The sequence below is a fragment of the Rugamonas fusca genome, from assembly GCF_014042365.1.
Taxonomy (GTDB): Bacteria; Pseudomonadota; Gammaproteobacteria; order Burkholderiales; family Burkholderiaceae_D; genus Rugamonas; species Rugamonas fusca.
This window is the reverse complement of record NZ_JACEZS010000003.1, coordinates 1-19,983: the sequence shown is the minus strand read 5'-3', so window position 1 is coordinate 19,983 and position 19,983 is coordinate 1. Positions and strand designations below refer to the sequence as shown.

18 protein-coding genes are annotated in these 19,983 nt (G+C 65.1%); 15 read left to right on the top strand and 3 right to left on the bottom strand.

What is annotated here, in order from left to right:
• Nucleotides 1–31: 31 nt before the first annotated feature.
• The 3 genes from H3H36_RS04890 to H3H36_RS04880 all read left to right on the top strand — a co-directional run bounded on the left by H3H36_RS04890 (nt 32) and on the right by H3H36_RS04880 (nt 2,943).
• Entirely contained in the window at nt 32–2,092 is a 2,061-nt protein-coding gene (locus H3H36_RS04890; protein WP_182214774.1) for a UvrD-helicase domain-containing protein, read from the top strand.
• Nucleotides 2,093–2,227: 135 nt separating this feature from the next.
• The gene (locus H3H36_RS04885) at nt 2,228–2,692 is read left to right on the top strand and encodes a cache domain-containing protein (RefSeq protein WP_229219751.1); all 465 of its coding nucleotides are present in this window, start codon (nt 2,228–2,230) and stop codon (nt 2,690–2,692) included.
• A gap of 44 nt (nt 2,693–2,736) precedes the next feature.
• Nucleotides 2,737–2,943 (top strand): SlyX family protein, encoded by a 207-nt coding sequence (locus H3H36_RS04880; protein ID WP_375539570.1) that lies wholly within the window; start codon nt 2,737–2,739, stop codon nt 2,941–2,943.
• 53 nt (nt 2,944–2,996) lie between these two features.
• On the opposite strand, the gene H3H36_RS04875 is transcribed toward H3H36_RS04880, so the two are convergent.
• The gene (locus H3H36_RS04875) at nt 2,997–5,228 is read right to left on the bottom strand and encodes an NADP-dependent isocitrate dehydrogenase (protein WP_182214768.1); all 2,232 of its coding nucleotides are present in this window, start codon (nt 5,226–5,228) and stop codon (nt 2,997–2,999) included.
• A 252-nt stretch (nt 5,229–5,480) separates the two neighbouring features.
• On the opposite strand from H3H36_RS04875, the gene H3H36_RS04870 reads away from it, so the two are divergent.
• The 7 genes from H3H36_RS04870 (at nt 5,481) to H3H36_RS04840 (ending at nt 10,230) form a co-directional block, all read left to right on the top strand.
• On the top strand, nt 5,481–5,861 hold the full coding sequence (locus tag H3H36_RS04870; RefSeq protein ID WP_182214765.1) for a VOC family protein: 381 nt from the start codon (nt 5,481–5,483) through the stop codon (nt 5,859–5,861).
• Between the two features lie 93 nt (nt 5,862–5,954).
• The gene (locus H3H36_RS04865; RefSeq protein WP_182214762.1) at nt 5,955–6,191 is read left to right on the top strand and encodes a type II toxin-antitoxin system Phd/YefM family antitoxin; all 237 of its coding nucleotides are present in this window, start codon (nt 5,955–5,957) and stop codon (nt 6,189–6,191) included.
• On the top strand, nt 6,191–6,616 hold the full coding sequence (locus H3H36_RS04860) for a type II toxin-antitoxin system VapC family toxin (RefSeq protein ID WP_182214759.1): 426 nt from the start codon (nt 6,191–6,193) through the stop codon (nt 6,614–6,616). The genes H3H36_RS04865 and H3H36_RS04860 overlap by 1 nt, the downstream gene beginning before the upstream one ends.
• 110 nt (nt 6,617–6,726) lie before the next feature.
• Entirely contained in the window at nt 6,727–7,302 is a 576-nt protein-coding gene (locus H3H36_RS04855) for a TMEM175 family protein (protein WP_182215307.1), read from the top strand.
• Nucleotides 7,303–7,452: 150 nt separating this feature from the next.
• A complete protein-coding gene (locus H3H36_RS04850; protein ID WP_375539575.1) occupies nt 7,453–9,594 on the top strand; it encodes a M3 family metallopeptidase in 2,142 nt (713 codons plus the stop codon).
• A 128-nt stretch (nt 9,595–9,722) separates the two neighbouring features.
• On the top strand, nt 9,723–9,935 hold the full coding sequence (locus tag H3H36_RS04845; protein WP_182160976.1) for a VF530 family protein: 213 nt from the start codon (nt 9,723–9,725) through the stop codon (nt 9,933–9,935).
• A gap of 13 nt (nt 9,936–9,948) precedes the next feature.
• The gene (locus H3H36_RS04840; protein WP_182151788.1) at nt 9,949–10,230 is read left to right on the top strand and encodes a DUF4404 family protein; all 282 of its coding nucleotides are present in this window, start codon (nt 9,949–9,951) and stop codon (nt 10,228–10,230) included.
• Nucleotides 10,231–10,324: 94 nt separating this feature from the next.
• On the opposite strand, the gene H3H36_RS04835 is transcribed toward H3H36_RS04840, so the two are convergent.
• Together H3H36_RS04835 and H3H36_RS04830 are read right to left on the bottom strand one after the other, a co-directional pair.
• Nucleotides 10,325–10,837 carry a DUF1269 domain-containing protein gene (locus tag H3H36_RS04835; RefSeq protein ID WP_182214754.1) on the bottom strand — a complete coding sequence of 171 codons (513 nt, stop codon included), beginning with the start codon at nt 10,835–10,837 and terminating at the stop codon, nt 10,325–10,327.
• Nucleotides 10,806–11,030 carry a hypothetical protein gene (locus H3H36_RS04830; protein ID WP_182214752.1) on the bottom strand — a complete coding sequence of 75 codons (225 nt, stop codon included), beginning with the start codon at nt 11,028–11,030 and terminating at the stop codon, nt 10,806–10,808. The genes H3H36_RS04835 and H3H36_RS04830 overlap by 32 nt, the downstream gene beginning before the upstream one ends.
• Before the next feature lie 27 nt (nt 11,031–11,057).
• Here H3H36_RS04830 and H3H36_RS04825 point away from each other — a divergent pair, with 27 nt between their 5' ends.
• The 5 genes from H3H36_RS04825 to H3H36_RS27685 form a co-directional block, all read left to right on the top strand.
• On the top strand, nt 11,058–13,382 hold the full coding sequence (locus H3H36_RS04825) for a YgiQ family radical SAM protein (protein WP_182214750.1): 2,325 nt from the start codon (nt 11,058–11,060) through the stop codon (nt 13,380–13,382).
• Nucleotides 13,383–13,640: 258 nt separating this feature from the next.
• The gene (locus H3H36_RS04820) at nt 13,641–15,068 is read left to right on the top strand and encodes an RCC1 domain-containing protein (RefSeq protein ID WP_182214747.1); all 1,428 of its coding nucleotides are present in this window, start codon (nt 13,641–13,643) and stop codon (nt 15,066–15,068) included.
• A gap of 172 nt (nt 15,069–15,240) precedes the next feature.
• On the top strand, nt 15,241–18,102 hold the full coding sequence (locus H3H36_RS04815) for an EAL domain-containing protein (RefSeq protein ID WP_311196575.1): 2,862 nt from the start codon (nt 15,241–15,243) through the stop codon (nt 18,100–18,102).
• Between the two features lie 85 nt (nt 18,103–18,187).
• The gene (locus H3H36_RS04810) at nt 18,188–19,366 is read left to right on the top strand and encodes an MFS transporter (RefSeq protein ID WP_220459657.1); all 1,179 of its coding nucleotides are present in this window, start codon (nt 18,188–18,190) and stop codon (nt 19,364–19,366) included.
• A 343-nt stretch (nt 19,367–19,709) separates the two neighbouring features.
• A partial coding sequence (locus tag H3H36_RS27685) for an IS110 family transposase (protein ID WP_375539569.1) occupies nt 19,710–19,983 on the top strand: 274 nt, incomplete at its 3' end.

Genomic DNA, 19,983 nt, shown 5'->3' with positions numbered 1-19,983 from the left:
GCCGGCTCACCCCAGCCTGTCTGCCATTTCGATGTCCAAAGCACCACAATTCGGCCTCAACGTCCCGCAAAGCGCCGCCGTCACCTATCTCGACGGTCCGTGCCTGGTGCTGGCCGGCGCCGGTTCCGGCAAGACGCGGGTGATCACGCAGAAAATCGCCCACCTGATCGAGGACCGCGGCTACGACCCGCGCACCATCGCCGCGCTCACCTTCACCAACAAGGCGGCGCTGGAGATGCAGGAACGGATCGCCAAGCTGCTCAAGCAGCCGCGCCAGGCCAAGCAGCTCACGGTGTCCACCTTCCACTCGCTGGGCGTGAAGATTTTGCGCCAGGAAGCGCAGGGCCTGGGCCTGAAGGACCGCTTCTCCATCATGGACAGCGACGATTGCGCCTCGCTGGTGCAGGACCTGGCCATCACGACCGACAAGCAGCTGATCCGCCGCATCCAGACCGACATTTCCTTGTGGAAGAATGGCCTGGTCGATCCCGAGCAGGCGTTGCAGAACGCCAGGGATGAGGACGAGGCCCAGTCGGCCCGCATCTACCGCAGCTACGTGGCGACCTTGTCGGCCTACCAGGCCGTCGATTTCGACGACCTGATCCGCCTGCCCGTGGAACTGTTCCGCAACAACGAGGCGATCCGCGACAAGTGGCAGCGCCGCCTGCGCTACCTGCTCATGGACGAGTACCAGGACACCAACACTTGCCAATACGAGCTGGTCAAGCTGATGGTGACGGGCATCGGCAAGAAGCCCATGTTTACGGCCGTGGGGGACGACGACCAGGCCATCTACGCCTGGCGCGGCGCGTCGGTCGAGAACCTGAAGACCTTGCAGACCGACTTCCCCAACCTGGAAGTGATCAAGCTCGAGCAGAATTACCGCTCCACCACCCGCATCCTGCAGGCGGCCAACGCCGTGATCGGCAACAACCCCAAGCTGTTCGAGAAGTCGCTGTGGTCCGAGCACGGGCTGGGCGAGCCAATCAAGGTGCTGGGCATGGCCAACGACGACCAGGAAGCGGAACAGGTGGCCATCATGATCTCGGCCGACCGTTTCGAGCGCAAGAACAAGTGGTCCGACTACGCCATCCTGTACCGGGGCAACCACCAGGCCCGCGTGATCGAGCAGGCGCTGCGCAAGGAGCGCATTCCGTACACGATCTCGGGCGGCCAGAGCTTCTTCGACAAGGCCGAGATCAAGGACATCATCAGCTATTTGCGCCTGCTGGCCAACACGGACGACGACCCGGCCTTCATCCGCGCCGTCACCACGCCGCGCCGTGGCGTGGGCCAGTCCACGCTGGAAGTGCTGGGCTCGTTCTCGGGTCAGTGGCAGTGCTCGCTGTTCGAGGCCGTGTTCAAGGGCGGCATCGAGGGCAAGCTCAACGAGCGCCAGCTCAAGCCGCTGCGCGACTTCTGCAATTTCATCAACAACCTCGAAGCGCGCGCCAGCCGCCCCGGCCCGTCCGGCAGTGGCGACAACGCGGCCCAGGTGCTCGATGACCTGCTGGAAGCGATCAACTACGAAAACTATTTATACGATATGTTCGAGGAGCGCGCGGCCCAGGGCAAGTGGCAGAACGTGCTGGAGTTCACCAACTGGCTCAAGGACCGCGGCCGCGGCGGCAAGGACCGCGACGGCGAGGAAAAGAACGTGCTGGAGCTGACCCAGATGGTGGCCCTGATGTCCATGCTCGAAGGCCAGGACGAGGACCCGGACGCGGTGCGCATGTCCACGTTGCATGCGTCCAAGGGGCTGGAATATCCGCACGTGTTCCTGGTCGGCTGCGAGGAAGGCATCCTGCCGCACAAGGGGGACGCGGACGCGCCGGCCGAGAGCATCGCGGCCCGGGTGCAGGAGGAGCGCCGCCTGATGTACGTGGGCATCACGCGGGCCCAGCGTACCTTGCAGATCACCTGGTGCAAGAAGCGCAAGCGGGCTGGCGAGCAAGTCCATTGCGACCCGTCGCGCTTCATCAAGGAAATGCAGCTGGACGTGGGCACGGCCGCGCCCACCGAAGCCGAAGTGCTCACGCCCAAGGAGCGGCTGGCACGCATGAAGGAACTGCTGGCCACCCCCAAGGCTTGATTTGACAGCAGTTGGCCCGGTTTTGACCCCGTTTTGTCCAGGGCAAAAAATTCGTCCACCTTGATCTGGCGGTGGTGCTAGCATCTAATCATTCTCATTCGCATGCCAATTCGGCGGCGGGAAAATGAGGCGAGCATGTCACCACGCTGGAAGTATGGGGCGCCAGGGATGCTGGCGCTGGCCGGCCTGCTGGGGCAGGTGCAGGCGGCCGAATTCGCCACCAAGCCGGAAGCGGAGGCCATGGTGCGCAAGGGCTTGAACTATCTGAAGGCCAACGGCCGGGACAAGACCTACGCCGAGATCGACAAGCATGACGGCCAGTTCGTCGACCGTGACCTGTACCTGGTGATCTACGGCTTGGATGGCGTGGTTCGCGCGCACGGCGCCAATGCCAGGATGATAGGCAAGAACTTGCTGGAAATGAAGGATGTCGACGGCAAGCCCTTCATCCGCGAGCGCGTCGAACTGGCCAGGAAAAAGGTGCCGTTCTGGCAGGATTACAAGTTCACCGACCCGGTCAGCGGCAAGATCGAACCGAAGTCCATGTACTGCGTGCCGGAGGCGGAACTGATCATGTGCGGCGGGATCTACCTGCGTTAGGGGCGGCGGGCGGTAGAATGCATGCTTTCATGCAGGAGCCCGTCGTGAGTAACGAAGAACGTTTCATCGATATCGAAATCAAACTGGCGCACCAGGAAGACCTGGTGGAGGCGCTGAACCAGCGCGTCTATGAGCAGCAACAGCAGCTCGACAAGCTTGAACTGCTGTGCGCCACGCTGGCCCAGCGCCTGCGCGAGCAGCCGCAGGGCGGCGGGGCCGGCCTGGCCCATGAACGTCCGCCCCACTACTGATCGCGCCGTGCGGCGCGTCCCCTTGCACGGGCAAGGGGACGCCGCACTTCGCCTTACACGGCAGCCAGGGCCGCGTTGAAGCTGGCGCTCGGACGCATGGCGGCCGAGGTCTTCTCCGCGTCGGGCGCGTAGTAGCCGCCGATGTCGACCGGCTTGCCCTGCACGGCCGCCAGTTCCTCGACAATCTTCGCCTCGTTCGCTGCCAGCGCTTGCGCCAGCGGTGCGAAGTGGGCTTGCAGTTCCTTGTCTTCGGTCTGCGCGGCCAGGGCCTGGGCCCAGTACAGCGCCAGGTAGAAGTGGCTGCCGCGATTGTCCAGCTCGCCCGTGCGTGGCGATGGCGACTTGTTGTTGTCGAGCAGCTTGCCGGTCGCTTCGTCCAGCGTCCTGGCCAGGATCTTGGCCTTGGCGTTGCCGGTCTTGATGCCCAGCTCTTCCAGCGACACGGCCAGCGCCAGGAACTCGCCCAGCGAATCCCAGCGCAGGTGGTTTTCCTCCACCAGCTGTTTCACGTGCTTCGGCGCCGAACCGCCGGCGCCCGTCTCGTACATGCCGCCGCCGGCCATCAGGGGCACGATGGACAGCATCTTGGCGCTGGTGCCCAGTTCCATGATGGGGAACAGGTCGGTCAGGTAGTCGCGCAGGATGTTGCCGGTCACCGAGATGGTGTCCAGCCCGCGCATGGCGCGTTCCAGCGTGTAGCGCATGGCGCGCGTCTGCGACATGATCTGGATGTCCAGGCCGGTCGTGTCGTGGTCCTTCAGGTAGACCTGGACCTTCTTGATCAGCTCGTTCTCATGCGGACGGTAGGAATCGAGCCAGAACACGGCCGGCATGCCCGAGTTGCGGGCGCGGGTGACGGCCAGCTTGACCCAGTCGCGGATCGGCGCGTCCTTGACCTGGCACATGCGCCAGATATCGCCTTCTTCCACGTTCTGGCTCAGCAGCACTTCGCCGGTGGCCAGGTCGGTGATGTTGGCCACGCCCGCCTCCGGCACTTCGAAGGTCTTGTCGTGCGAACCGTATTCTTCGGCTTGCTGCGCCATCAGGCCCACGTTGGGCACGGTGCCCATGGTCTTCGGATCGAAGTTGCCATGCCATTTGCAGAAGTTGATCATCTCCTGGTAGATGCGGGCGAAGGTCGATTCCGGCATCACGGCCTTGACGTCCTTCGGACGGCCGTCGGCGCCCCACATCTTGCCGCCCAGGCGAATCATGGCTGGCATCGACGCGTCGACGATGATGTCGTTGGGCGAGTGGAAGTTGGTGATGCCCTTGGCCGAGTCGACCATGGCCAGTTCCGGACGGTTGGCGTGGCAGGCGTGCAGGTCCTTGAGCACTTCTTCCTTGAGCGAGGCGGGCAGCGTCTCGATCTTCTCGTACAGGTTGACCATGCCGTTGTTGACGTTCACGCCCAGTTGCTCGAACAGCTTGGCGTGCTTGGCGAACGCGTCCTTGTAGAAGATGCGCACGCAGTGGCCGAACACGATCGGGTGCGACACTTTCATCATGGTCGCTTTCACGTGCAGCGAGAACATCACGCCCGTCTTGCGCGCATCTTCCAGCTCGCGCTCGTAGAATTCCAGCAGCGCTTTCTTGCTCATGAACATGCTGTCGATCACTTCACCGGCCAGCAGCGATACTTTTGGTTTCAGCACGATGGTCTTGCCCGAGGTGGTCAGCAGTTCCATCTTGACGTCGCGCGCCTTGTCCAGCGTCATCGACTTTTCGCCGTGGTAGAAGTCGCCATGATGCATGTGCGACACGTGGGTGCGCGAAGCCTGGCTCCATTCGCCCATCGAGTGCGGGTGCTTGCGCGCGTATTCCTTGACGGCCTTCGGTGCGCGGCGGTCCGAGTTACCTTCGCGCAGCACGGGGTTGACGGCGCTGCCGATGCACTTGCCATAGCGGGCCTTGAGCGCCTTTTCTTCGTCGGTCTTGGGGTCTTCCGGGTAGTCGGGCAGCGGGTAACCGCGGCCTTGCAGCTCGCGCACGCAGGCCATCAACTGGGAAACGGAAGCGCTGATGTTGGGCAGCTTGATGATGTTGGTGTCGGCCTTTTGCGTCAGTTCGGCCAGTTCGGCCAGCGCGTTGGGCACTTTTTGCGCGTCGCTCAGGTAATCCGAGAATTCAGCCAGCACGCGCGCCGCGACCGAGATATCGCTGGTAACGACATCGACGCCCGCGGGTTCCGTGAATTTCTTAATGATAGGCAGCAGGGAATAGGTTGCCAGCAGCGGCGCTTCGTCCGTCAGCGTGTAAATGACTTTTGGTTTCTGTGTTGCCATAATGTTCCCTCGTAGATGGTAGATACCCGCCGCCTGATATCGTGTTTCAGGCACGGACTTTTCGGGCGTCGCGCGGGGCGGCGGTGGGGTTTCCACGGCCCAAATGCGTATTTTAGACTCCCGCCTCTAGTTCGCGTAAGTCTTGTGATCATGATGGCGCGCCGCCAGTGTGGGATTACGCCGCTGCGCCAGCGGGAAATGGCGCGCCGGATCGGTTACACTGGCCGTTTATGATATTTCTTGGGAGATAAGATGTTCAGCCATATCATGGTCGGCGCCAACGATGTTGAGAAGTCCAAACAGTTTTACGATGCCATCCTGGGCGAGTTGGGCATTCCGCCAGGTAAGTTCGACGACAAGGGCCGGGTGTTCTACGTGACCAAGACCGGCGTGTTCGGCATCGGCAAGCCGATCAACGGCGAAGCGGCCTGCCACGGCAATGGCGCCACCATCGGCTTCGCCGTGGAAAACCCCGAGATGGCCGACCGCTGGCACGCGGCCGGCGTGGCCAACGGTGGTGTGGCCTGCGAAGACCCGCCGGGCGTGCGTTCGAACGCCCATGGCGCGCTGTACCTGGCCTATCTGCGCGACCCGTCGGGCAACAAGATCTGCGCGCTGAAGCGCATGGAGTGATGGCCGGATAGCCTATCCAGCACCCGTTCCCGCCGCCTGCCGCACCCTCGCGTGCTATGATCAAATGACCATCCAGATAGTCAGGAGGCCGTCATGCACACGTTTTCTTTGGCTGAGGCAAAAGCGCAGTTGAGCAAGCTGATCGAGTTGGTGGAAGGCGGTGAACAGGTCACGATCACCAAGCGCGGCAAGGCGGTCGTCAGGCTCGTGAAGAGCGATCCCCCGCGCAAGCAAGTCCCAAGCCTGGCCGAACACCGGGCCGGGATTCAATACCAAGGTGAGCCGGCGGCTGAATTCATACGCAAAATGCGCGAATCGGATCGCTACTGATGCGGTACGTCGACACCAGTGTCTTGATGGCTTTTCTGCTTCCGGAAACCGGCAGTCAACGCGCTGAACGCCTGATGACCAGTCCGGGCGAAGCCCTGGCGTTCAGCAGTTGGACGGAAGTGGAATTGCTGTCCGCCTTGGGCATACAGGTGCGGCGCAAGCTCATCACGCGGAGTGGGGCACGCAAGGTGGTCGATGCCTTTGCCAGTCTGGTGGCGCCAGCCCTGGTCAGGCTTGCCGTCGATGACAACGACCATCGCATGGCGGCGCATATGTTGGATGGATGGCAGACCACTATGCGCGCGGGCGACGCGCTGCATTTGGCGCTGGTCCGGGAATACCAGGCGGAATTGTGGACCTTCGATCGGGACATGGCGAAGGCCGCCGCGCATTTCGGCCTTCGCTGCCAGCTGATGCCCGGCTAACAAGCCGGCCAATCTTGGGGGGCATCGGTCCCGCACCAATAGGCGGTGCGTCCACCGTGAATTGAACTGGCGGCGCCGTTGTGCCTGCCAATTTCCAGGGATGAGGAATGATGGGCAAAGGCAGACTGGAAGCATTCAGCGATGGCGTGATCGCCATCATCATCACCATCATGGTGCTGGAACTGAAGGTGCCGCACGGGGCCGACCTGGCGGCGCTGCTGCCGCTGCTGCCGGTGCTGCTCAGCTACGTGCTCAGTTTCATCTACGTGGGCATCTACTGGAACAACCACCACCACATGCTGCACGCCTCGTCCGTGGTCGATGGCTGTGTGCTGTGGGCCAACCTGCACCTGCTGTTCTGGCTGTCGCTGATCCCGTTCGCCACCGGCTGGATGGGCGAGAACCACTTCGCGCCCGTGCCGGTGGCGTTTTATGGCGGCATGCTGTTCATGTCGGCCGTCGCCTACCAGATCCTGGAGCGGGCCCTGATTTCCCGCAATCCGCACAATCCGACGCTGGCGCAAGCCGTCGGCAAGGACCGCAAGGGTCTCATTTCCCCCGTGCTGTACCTGCTGGCCATTCCGCTGTCGTTCCTGCACGTGTGGGCCGCGTTCGCCATGTACGTGCTGGTGGCCGTGATCTGGTTCGTGCCGGACCGGCGCATCGAGGCGCACCTGAAGTCCTGAATTCCCGCCTTCGCCCTTGCGTGCGCTGCAACATTGCTTTTTGCTGACGCTGGATTGTCTCCCTGCTATCATCTGCCGCTTCCATGCTGCGCTACCCGCGTCAGCATCCCTTGGCGTCCTTTGAAAGATGAAAACATGCCCCGTCCTCAGATGCTCGTACTCGTGGCCAGCCTTGGCCTTGCCATGACCCAGTTCGCTCACGCCGCCGCGCCGGCCGCGCCGGCCACCGCCATCAACGCCGCCGCGCTGGCCGGTAACCCCTTCCTCAAGCCCAGCACGCTGCCGTTCGGCTACCCGGCCTTCGACAAGATCAAGGACGAACACTTCGCGCCCGCCTTCGCCGAGGGCATGCGCGTGCAGCTGGCGGAAATCGACGCCATTGCCAATAACCCGCAACCGGCCACGTTCGACAATACCATCCTCGCCATGGAGCGTTCGGGCCGCCTGCTGGACCGCGTGCAGACCACGTTCCAGAACCTGCAGGGCGCCAACACCAATGACGCGCTGGACGCCATCGACCGCGACATGTCGCCCAAGCTGGCCGCCCACGGCGACGCCATCTTCCTGAACGCCAAGCTGTTCGCCCGCGTCGATGCGCTGTACGCCAAGCGCGACAAGCTCAAGCTGGACGCGGAAGCCAAGCACCTGCTGGAGCGCTACCACACCGACTTCGTGCGCGCGGGCGCCAAGCTGTCGGACGCCGACAAGGAAAAACTGAAGGCCATCAACGCCGACATCGCCAGCCTGCAGACGGCCTTCACCCAGAACGTGCTGAAGGAAGCCAACGCCTCCGCGCTGGTGGTGGACAACCGCGCCGACCTGGCCGGCATGACGGACGCGGCCATCGAAACGGCCGCCGCCGCCGCCAAGGCCAAGGGCATGGATGGCAAGTACCTGATCGCCATCACCAACACCTCGGGCCAGGCACCATTGGCCGTGCTGAGCAACCGCGCCGTGCGCGAACGCTTGATGGCCGCCTCGCTGGCGCGCGGCAGCCACGGCGGCGAGTTCGACAGCCGCGACATCGTGCTCAAGATCGCCAAGGCCCGCGCCGACAAGGCCGCGCTGCTCGGTTACGCCAACTTCGCCGCCTACGCGCTGGAAGACCAGACGGCCAAGACCACCACCGCCGTCAACACCCTGCTGGGCGAACTGGCCAAGCCGGCCGTCAACAATGCGCGCAAGGAAGCGGCTGACCTGCAAACGCTGGCCAATGCGGAAGGCGGCAATTTCCAGGTCGGCGCGGCCGACTGGGCCTACTACACGGACAAGCTGCGCGCCCAGCGCTTCTCGTTCGACGAGAACCAGCTCAAACCTTACTTTGAACTCAACAACGTGCTGACCAAGGGCGTGTTCTACGCGGCCGGCAAGCTGTATGGCCTGTCGTTCAAGGAGCGCAAGGACCTGCCCGTGTACAACCCGGACGTGCGCGTGTTCGATGTGTTCGACGCCAACGGCAAGCAACTGGCCATCTTCATCGCCGACATGTACGCCCGCAGCAACAAGCAGGGCGGCGCGTGGATGAACGCCTACGTCTCGCAATCGAAGCTGCTGGGCACGCATCCCGTGGTGGCCAACCACCTCAACATTCCCAAGCCGGCCGCCGGCGAGCCGACCCTGCTGACGTATGACGAAGTCAAGACGGCCTTCCACGAGTTCGGCCACGCGCTGCACGGCATGTTCTCCAACGTGACCTATCCGCGCTTCTCGGGCACCAATGTGCCGAGCGACTTCGTCGAATACCCGTCGCAAGTGAACGAGATGTGGGCCGTGTGGCCGGAAGTGCTGGCCAACTACGCCACCCACTACAAGACCGGCGCACCGATGCCCAAGGAGTTGCTGGACAAGGTGATCGCGTCCAAGAAGTTCAACCAGGGCTACATGACGACCGAATACCTGGCCGCCGCCCTGCTGGACCAGCGCTGGCACCAGCTGGCCCCGGCCCAGATCCCCACCGACGTGGTGGGCTTTGAAGCGACGGCCCTGAAGGACATGGGCGTGGACTTCGCACCCGTGCCGCCACGCTACCGCACCACCTACTTCTCGCACAGCTTCTCGGGCGGCTACTCGGCCGGCTACTACGCATACCTATGGAGCGAGAAGCTGGACGCCGACTCGGTGCAGTGGTTCAAGGAAAACGGCGGCCTGCTGCGCAAGAACGGCGACTGGTTCCGCAAGACCTTGCTGTCGCGCGGCGGTACGGATGACGCGCTGCAACTGTTCCGCGACTTCCGCGGCCGCGACGCCATCATCGCGCCGCTGCTGGAGCGCCGCGGCCTGAACGCGCAGTAAGCACGGGGCGGGCGGTACAATGGAGGGCCAGTCGCGCCATCGGCGCGGCTGGCCCTTTTTCCATGTGCCGGCGCAAGCGGGACCGGGGAAACAGGGCTGACCACCCCGAATGTGAGTAAGATAGGACCATGAACAAACCCAGCCTGGACGGCGTCACCCTGGAAGCCATCGTCACCCGCCTGCAAGCCCATTACGGATGGGAACAGCTCGCCTTGCGGATTGACATCAACTGCTTCATCAGCGACCCTAGCATCAAGTCGAGCCTGAAATTCTTGCGCAAGACCCCGTGGGCCAGGAAGAAGGTGGAAGACCTGTACCTGGCGACCACATTCACCAATTGACCGGGAACCGAAAATGGACAGCAACCTCAAAGCATCGCTCACTTCCTTGCACCACCGCCTGGCCTCGGCCGGCCCCGTCGATGAGGAGTTGTTGGAACTGCTGCAGCAGCTCGACGGCGATATCAAGGCCCTGATGGAGCGGGCGCCAGCCCAGCGCGCGGCCGACGCGGGCACCACCACCTACGGCCTGGCCGAGCGTACCCAGGAACTGTCGGCCAAGTTCGCCGCCAAGCACCCGCAGCTGGAACCGGCCTTGCGCGAGCTGGGCAATATCCTGTCCAGCATGGGCATCTGAGCGCGCCCGGCGCACATGAGAAGGCCGGCCTGCGCATGCGCGTCAGGCCGGCCGGGAATGAGAACCCGGGGCCGGTAGCCCCGGGCAGCCAGCGTTACGGAAACGCCAGCATCGGCGGTTCAATACCGCCAAAGCTGATTTCGGGATGGCGCTTGGCCATCATGTCCTCGATTTCATCCACGCGCCGCACCGGCACGTCCACGATCAACAGCACCTGCCCTTGTTCGATACGGCTGGCGAACTGCTTGAGCCGCGAATTTGGCACGGCGGCCGCGTTCATGCCGGACGCCCAGCCCCCGAACAGCGCGCCGCCCAGGGCCACGAGCAGGATGGCGGCCGTGCGCACCGTGTAACCGTCCAGCGGGAACAGGGTCAGGAATACGCCCGCCGCCAGTCCCACCACGCCGCCGATGATGATGCCCAGCTGGGCGCCGTGCACCACGTCCGTTTTCTGCAGGATATTCACGTCCGGCATGTCGGCCGGCAGCGCGCCGTCGCGGGCCATGAAGCGCATGTGGCTGATCTCGATGCGGGCCAGCAGCAGTTCGTCGAGCATGGCGCGTGCGCTGGGCACGTCAGGCAGCATGAAATAGAGGCGGCGTCGCATGGTGACCTCCCGGTTGATTGGTTGGAGCAAGTTGCCACGTTTCAGTTATAGCAAAGATGACCGGTAAAGCAATGGGACTCTGACATGTCTTGTCGCGCCGCCATGTTTGCCAGCTCAGCCACAAGTGTTTGAAAAATAAAAGAATTCCGGAAACGGCTTGCCCAAAAAACGGGCAATTGGTGCGCGGCATCATGGCATTTCCGGTACAATGTCGTCCGATATGAGCTCCCCTACCCATTTATTTGCGACCGTCCCCAAGCGGTCTGCGCGCGCTGCGGCCGCGCCTTTCCTTCCCATGTCCCGTGCCGAAATGGCGGCGCTGGGCTGGGACGAGTGCGACGTCATCCTCGTCACCGGCGACGCCTACATCGACCACCCCAGCTTCGGCATGGCCCTGGTGGGCCGGCTGCTGGAGGCGCAAGGCTACCGGGTCGGCATCATCAGCCAGCCGGACTGGCTGTCGGCCGACGCGTTCCGCGTGCTGGGCCAGCCGCGCCTGTTCTTCGGCATCACGGCCGGCAACATGGATTCCATGGTCAACCGCTACACGGCCGACCGCAAGATCCGCTCCGAGGACGCCTACACGGCCAACGCCGAGCCGAACAAGCGGCCCGACCGCGCCGTCACCGTGTACGCCCAGCGCGCGCGCGAAGCGTTCCCCGGCACGCCGATCGTGATCGGCTCGATCGAGGCGTCGCTGCGCCGCATCGCCCACTTCGACTACTGGTCGGACAAGGTGCGCCGCTCGGTGCTGGCCGATTCCAAGGCCGACCTGCTGATCTTCGGTAACGCCGAGCGGGCGCTGGTGGACCTGACCCACCGCCTGGCCGCCGGCGAGGATATCAAGACCATCCGCGACCTGCGCGGCACGGCCTTCATGGTGCCGCCGGGCTGGCTGCCGGGGCCGGACTGGGCCGTGCACAATTCCACCCGCGTCGATGTGCCGGGCAAGATCGATCCCATCCCCGATCCGTACGCGATGGCGAAAGAGGACAAGACCGCCTGCGCCACGGAAAACGCGGCCTCCGCGCCCGAAGTGCTCAAGCCGGTCCGCATCATGAGCCGCGAGGAGCGGCTGGCGCTGGCCAAGGAGCAGCACAACAAGACCGTGGTGCGGTTGCCGTCGTATGAAACGGTGAGCACCGATCCCGTGATGTACGCGCACGCCTCGCGCGTGTTCCACCTGGAGTCCAATCCCGGCAACGCGCGCGCCATCGTGCAGGCGCACGGCGAACGCGACGTCTGGCTCAATCCGCCGCCGCTGCCGCTGCAGATGGACGAGATGGATGGCGTGTACGACATGAACTACGCGCGCGCCCCGCATCCCAGCTACGGCAAGGCCCACATCCCGGCCTGGGAGATGATCCGCTTCTCGATCAACATCATGCGCGGCTGCTTTGGCGGCTGCACCTTCTGCTCGATCACCGAGCACGAGGGCCGCATCATCCAGAGCCGCTCCGAGCCGTCCATCCTGCGCGAGATCGAGCACGTGCGCGACAAGACCAAGGGCTTCACGGGCACCATCTCCGACCTGGGCGGGCCGACGGCCAATATGTACCGGCTGGCGTGCCGCAGCAAGGAGATCGAGACCACCTGCCGCCGGCTGTCGTGCGTCTATCCATCGATCTGCGTCAACCTGGGCACCGACCACAGCAAGCTGATCTCCTTGTACCGCAAGGCGCGCGCCATCCCCGGCGTGAAGAAGATCCTGATCAGCTCCGGCCTGCGCTACGACCTGGCCGTGCGCTCGCCCGAATACGTCAAGGAGCTGGTGACCCACCACGTGGGCGGCCTGCTCAAGATCGCGCCCGAGCACACGGAAACCAACACGCTGTCGAAGATGATGAAGCCGGGCATCGGCGCTTACGACGAGTTCAAGGAAATGTTCGACCGCTACTCGCTGGAAGCGGGCAAGAAGCAATACCTGATCCCCTATTTCATCGCGGCCCACCCCGGCACGACGGACGAGGACATGCTGAACCTGGCCCTGTGGCTCAAGAAGAACAACTTCCGCCTGGACCAGGTGCAGACTTTCATGCCCACGCCGATGGCCATGGCCACTACCATGTACCACACGCGCAAGAACCCGCTGCACAAGGTGACGGCCGACTCGGAAGTGGTGGAAACGGCCCGCAGCGGCAAGATCCGCCGCATCCACAAGGCCTTCCTGCGCTACCAGGACCCGGACAACTGGGCCATCCTGCGCGAGGCCCTGATCGGCATGGGCCGCGCCGACCTGATCGGCAATGGCGACAAGCACCTGATCCCGGCCTGGTCGCCGGGCGAAGCCGGCGGCAAGGCGCTGCTGGCCGAGCAGCGCCGCACGGCGCCGCCGCCCGTGGCTAAGGCGGCCCCGGGCCCGGCCGCCGCCCGCGGCCCGCGCGCCAACGCGCTGACCGGCTCGCTGACGGCGCGCGCCGCCATCGAGACCAAGGCCCGGCCGTCCATCCTCGACACCATCAAGGTCAAGAAGCCAGCCGCCGCCGCGCCGGCCAAGGGCGGCAAGCCGGCCCGCGCGGCCGTTCCTGCCCGCGGCCGCAAGTAAGGCGCCATCTTCGCCAGCCGGGCCACGAGGCCGGCGTCCACCTGTCGCACCGGCAGGCGGGCGCCGGCCTTTTTTCTTATAATTCTCAAAAGAAATGTTGCGAATGTCCGCAATCGGGCTATTTGCGTGGATAATTCAGGCTTGCTCGGACGATGGCGCGCCGGCGTCAGCCGCTACACTGGCTGCATGCTGGCGCGCCCTGCGCGCTGCGCGCGCCCCGGATCGGCGCGGCCCCCCTTTGTGAAGAAATGGAAGACCATGAAAGCTACCTGTAAACTGTCGTCCCTGCTGCTGGTGCCGCTGCTGGCCGTGCTGACCGCCTGCGGCGGCGGCGGTGGCGGTTCCACCACCAGCACCACGCCGTCCACCACGCCGACCGTGGTATCGATCGCCATCACGCCGGCCAGTCCCACCATTGCCATCGGCACCAGCCTGCCGCTGACGGCCACCGCGACCTACTCGGACTCCAGCACCAAGGACTTGACCAAGAGCGTGACCTGGGCCGCCAAGGGCACCCTGGTGACCGTGTATTCCAGCGGCCAGATCACGGGCAAGGCGGTCGGCACGGACACCGTCACGGCCACCTACACCCAGAGCGCGGGCAACGTGACGGGCAGCACCGACGTGACCGTCAAGGCGCCATGGACCACGGTGGTGGCCGGCGGCAACCAGACCTTCGCCCGCAAGGCCGACGGCAGCCTGTACGGCTGGGGCTTGAACAACCGCGGTCAGCTGGGCGACACCACCACCACCGACCGCAATGTGCCGACCCCCGTGACGGGCAGCGTGCTGACCTGGAAGCAGGTGGCCGTCGGTGACCAGTTCACCATCGCGCTGCGCACCGACGGCACGCTGTGGGCCTGGGGCTTCAACCAGAACGGCCAGCTCGGCGACGGCACCACCGTCGACAAGGCGACGCCGGTCAAGATTGGCACGGCCACCGACTGGACCTATGTGGCGGCCGGCAAGGCCCACGCACTGGCCGTCAACAAGGGCGGCGTGCTGTGGGGCTGGGGCCGCAACTTCGACGGCCAGCTCGGCGACAACACCAATATCGACAAGCTGGTGCCGACCAAGATCGGTACGGCCACCAACTGGCTCAAGGTCGCGGCCGGCACCATCCACAGCCTGGGCTTGCGCACGGACGGCTCGCTGTATTCCTGGGGCGGCAACCTGAATGGCCAGCTCGGCAATGGCTTGAGCGGCCCTGACGTACTGCAGCCGGCCCGCGTGGGCAGTTCGACCTGGACCGCCGTGTCGGCCGGCGACACCCATTCGATGGCCATCCGCGCCGACGGCGCCCTGTTCGGCTGGGGCGGCAACAGCTCCGGCCAGGTGGGCAACAATGGCACGCTCAACGTGACGGCGCCGGCCCAGATCACCACGGCCATCAACTGGGCCGTGGTGGCGGCCGGCGGCAGCCATACGATGGCCGTGCGCACCGATGGCACCCTGTGGGGCTGGGGCGCCAACAGCGATGGCCAGCTCGGCGATGGCCTGGGCCTCGACACGAGCAGCCCGAACCAGATCGGCGTGGCCACCAACTGGAGCAGCGTGAGCGCCGGCGCCAACCACAGCTTCGGCCTGCAGACGGACAGCACCCTGTGGGGCTGGGGCCGCAACGCGGAAGGCCAGCTCGGCAACGGCAAGACCGTGTCGGCGCCCACGCCCGTCAACCTGCCATAAAGAAAAATCGGGGACGTAACACGATTTTGCCAAAGGGCAAAATTGTGTTACGTCCCCGATTTGTTGGCGGGGAAATTTGTCGTAATGCAACGACATGGCATGCGTGGCGGCGGCCGGACGGGCTACAATCTGCGGGCATGCCCGTGCCCACCCCCTGACACTGGAATCCGCCGTGCCCGACCTGTCCGCCCGTCTTGCCGCCCGTTGCCGCCGCGTCGTCCGCCATCTGGCGCGGGGCGGCTGGCTGCTGCCGGGCTGGGCCTGGCTGCTCATGGCGGCCACGCCGGCCCATGCGCTCGACACCGTCTCCTTGCAGCTCAAGCACCATCACCAGTTCCAGTTCGCCGGCTATTACGCGGCGCTGGAACAGGGCTATTATCGCGAGGCGGGACTGGACGTGCGCATCCGCGAGGGCAGCGACAGCAACGAGCCGGAGCGGGCCGTGCTCACCGGCCAGGCCAACTACGGGGTCGGCGGCAGCAGCCTGCTGCTGGCGCGGCTGGCCGGCAAGCCGGTGGTGGTGCTGGGCGTGATCTTCCAGCATTCGCCGTACGCGCTGGCCATGCGCCAGAGCGGCAGCGAACCGGACCTGCGGCGCATCGTCGGCAAGCGCGCCATGATAGGCTCGCTCACCGATGAAATGCGCGACGCCGATGAACTGCTGGCCTACCTGAAACAGGAAGGGATACCGGCCAGCAGCTTCCAGCGCGTCGAGCACAGCTTCAATCCGGATGACCTGGTGTCGGGCAAGGTGGACGCCATGTCGATCTACACCACCAACGAGCCCGACATCTTCGACCGGCTCGGCTTTCCCTACGATATCTACAGCCCGCGCACGGCCGGCATCGATTTCTACGGCGACAACCTGTTTACCAGCGAGGCCGAACTGGCGGCCCATCCGCAGCGGGTCAAGGCGTTCCGCGCGGCCAGCATGCGCGGCTGGCAGTACGCCATGAGCCACCAGGAGCAGATCGCCGAGCTCATCCTCAACAAGTATTCGCGCCGCAACGACCGCCAGCACCTGCTGTACGAGGCGCGCCAGATGGTGCCGCTGGTGCAGCCCGTGCTGGTGGAAATCGGCTACATGAACCCGGAGCGCTGGCGCCATATCGCCGACGTGTACGCGGGGCTGGGCATGCTGCCGGCCCACGCCAGCTTCGACGGTTTCATGTACGAGCCGGGCGACGGCGGCACCCGCCTGCGCTGGCTGTACCGGGGCCTGGGCGCGGTGGCGCTGCTGCTGGTGCTGGGCCTGGCCGTGCACTTCTCGCTGCTGGCGCGCGAACGCCAGCGGGCCGAGGAAACCATCCGCAAGGGCGAGCTGCGCTTTCGCACCATGTTCGAAAAAGCGCCGATGGGCATCGCCCTGATCGACTCGCTCACGGGCCGCTTCAGCGACATCAACCCGCGCTACCTGGAGATCGCCGGCCGTTCGCAGCAGGAAATGGTGGCCAGCCGCTGGTTCGACATCTGCCACCCGGACGACGTGGCGCCGGAACAGTTGCAGATGGAGCAGCTCAACGCCGGACGCATCGCCGGCTACAAGCTGTCCAAGCGGCTGCTGCGGCCGGACGGCACGGTGGTGTGGGTGGACGCCTCGATCGCCGCCGTCGACACGGCCGATCGCGGCCACCCGCACCACCTGTGCATGATCGAGGACGTGACGGAGCAGAAGGAGACCGAGGCGCTGGTGTGGCAGCAGGCCAACTTCGACGCCCTGACCCAGCTGCCCAACCGGCGCATGTTCCACGACCGGCTGGCGCACGCCATCCTCAAGAGCCAGCGCGATGGCGGCCGCATCGCCGTGCTGTTCATCGACCTTGACCACTTCAAGGAAGTCAACGACACCCTGGGCCACCAGCAGGGCGACGTGCTGCTGGTGGACGCGGCGCACCGCATCAGCGCCTGCGTGCGCAAGTCCGACACCGTGGCGCGCCTGGGCGGCGACGAATTCACCGTGATCCTGTCCGGGGTGGACGAGGAGGGCCGGGTCGACACCATCGCCCAGCACATCATCGACAGCCTGCGGGCCCCGTTCGCGCTGGGCGAGGAGCAAGCCTTCGTGTCGGCCTCGATCGGCATCACGCTGTACCCGGACGACGCGCGCGACATCGACAACCTGCTCAAGCACGCCGACCAGGCCATGTACGCGGCCAAGGGCGGCGGGCGCAACCGCTTCAGCTATTTCACGCCCACGCTGCAGGTGGCCGCGCTCAACCGCATGCGCCTGACCAACGACTTGCGCGGCGCGCTCAAGGGCGGCCAGCTGGCGCTGTACTTCCAGCCCATCGTGCACCTGCGCACGGGGCGCATCCACAAGGCCGAGGCGCTGATCCGCTGGAACCATCCGCAGCGCGGCATGGTCAGTCCGCTGGAATTCATCCCGCTGGCCGAGGCCAGCGGCCTGATCATCGACATCGGCGCCTGGGTGCTGCGCGAATCGGTGCAGTGGGTGCGGCGCTGGCGGCGCGAGCACCATCCCGAGTTCCAGGTCAGCGTCAACCAGTCGCCGCTGGAATTCCAGCGCGAGGATGGCTCCTACCAGGCCTGGCTCGGTGAATTGCAGGCGCTCGATCTGCCGGGCCAATCGGTGGTGGTGGAGATCACGGAGGGCTTGCTGCTCGACGCCAACAGCGCCGTCAGCAACAAGCTGCTGCAGTTGCGCGACGCCGGCATCCAGGTCGCGCTCGACGATTTCGGCACCGGCTATTCCTCGCTGTCGTACCTGAAGAAATTCGACATCGACTACCTCAAGATCGACCGTTCCTTCACCCGCAACCTGGCCCCCGATTCGAGCGACATGGCGCTGTCGGACGCCATCATCGTCATGGCCCACAAGCTGGGCTTGCGGGTGATCGCGGAAGGGGTGGAGACGGCCGAGCAGCGCGACTTGCTGGCGGCGGCCGGCTGCGACTATGGCCAGGGCTATCTGTTCGCGCCCCCCATGCCGGCCGAGCAGTTCGACGCCCTGCTCAAGGCGCCAGTGCAGGAGGCAGCACCGGCACATGCGCCGCAGCCCCACAGTCATGCCTGAGCCCGTGCGGCGCGTGTCATAACGCGCTAAGATTGCCATTTTTGCACATTCACGCTTGCCGATGCCCGATACCCCCGCCGCCGCCATGACCGCAGAGCCCGTCGCGGCCGAGACCGCCACCCGCCGCCGCGCCCTGCTGGCCGCCTGCGGCGCCCACGCCATCCATGATGGCTTGACCGACCTCATCTACGTGCTGCTGCCGATCTGGCAAAGCCAGTTCGCCATCAGCTACGCGATGGTGGGCCTGTTGCGCGGCGCGTATTCGGGCATGATGGCCGGCTTCCAGCTGCTGGCCAGCCGGCTGGCGCGGCGCTGGGGGCGGGCACGCATGCTGGTGGGGGGCACGGCGCTGGCCGGCGTGGCCTATTTGATCGCGGGCCAGGCGGGTGGCATCGCCATGCTGCTGGTGGCGTTGTTGCTGGGCGGGCTAGGCGCCAGCCCGCAGCATCCGCTGGCCTCGTCCATGGTCACGGACAGCCACGAGGCCGGTGGTGGTGTCAAGCAGGCGCTGGCCCAGTACAACTTCGCCGGCGACATCGGCAAGACGCTGATCCCGGGGCTGGTGGGGATGCTGCTGGTGGTGCTCAGCTGGCGCGCCAGCGTCACGTTGATGGGTTTGCTGGGCCTGGGCGCTGCCGCCCTGTTGTGGTGGCTGATTCCGGCGCACCACGCGGGCGCGTCGCCCGTGGGCGCGGCGGCGGCCACGGCGGTGCGGACGGGCTCGGCCAGCGGGCTGCGCGCGCTGCTGCTGACGGGTGTGCTCGACAGCGCCGTGCGCATGGGTTTTCTCACCTTCCTGCCGTTCCTGCTGAAAAGCAAGGGCGCCGGCACGGCCGGCATCGGCCTGGCGCTGTCGCTGTTGTTCGTCGGGGGCGCGTTCGGCAAGCTGCTGTGCGGCTACCTGGGCGCGCGCATCGGCATGATGAAAACCGTGTGGCTGACGGAATCGCTGACGGCGCTGCTGATCGTGCTGGCCGTATGGCTGCCGCAGGCGGGCGTGCTGGCCGTGCTGCCGTGGCTGGGGTTGGCGCTGAATGGCACTTCATCCGTGTTGTACGGCACGGTGCCGGAACTGGCCGCGCCCGGCAAGCGCGAGCAGGCGTTCGCGCTGTTCTACACCGGCACCATCGGCGGCGGCGCGCTGGCGCCGGTGCTGTTCGGCCGGCTTGGCGATGCGGCCGGCGTACCGGTCGCGCTGGTGGCGCTGGCGGCCATTTTGCTGCTGACCTTGCCGCTGGCGTGGCGGGTGAATCACGCGCTCTAAAAACCGGTGTCAGGTCTGTCATTTGGACACTCGGACAACATCTTTGAGTTCAAACAATCGGTGTACAGGTGATATGTGCTAGAGGCGTTCTTAGCTCCGGTGTCTATCATCGGATTTGTAAGGGGGCGACATCCCTGACGTTGGAGGTGTAATCTAGCCGATGACGGGGGTGTGGCTCACGGGGTCAGCGGTGGCTTTGGCCATCCGCTCGACATTGAAATGCCGCCCCCGTCCCCTTGCATCGTCCGGGACGCCAATCGGGATGGTGCCGTCAAGTGGCTCTGTACAGTAGACGAGACGTTCGGATGATTTCTGATCGTTTTGTTTATAAGGAGGGCCGATCATGGAGACAACGCTACAGGTAGCACTGGACGTTGGCAGCCGCTGTCACCGCGTTGCGGTGGGGACAAATGGCGGTGACCTACTCGACGAGTTCGACGTGGAGCACACTGCGCGAGGCTTCGCACAATTCTTTGCTCGTGTGAGCGGCCACGCGCAGGATCGACCAGTTGAAGTGGCCATGGAAGCATACAATGGCTGGGCGCGTCCGCTGGATCGCCTGATACTGGAGCGCCACTGGCGCCTGTTCAACGTCAACAACCTGAAACTGGCCCGCT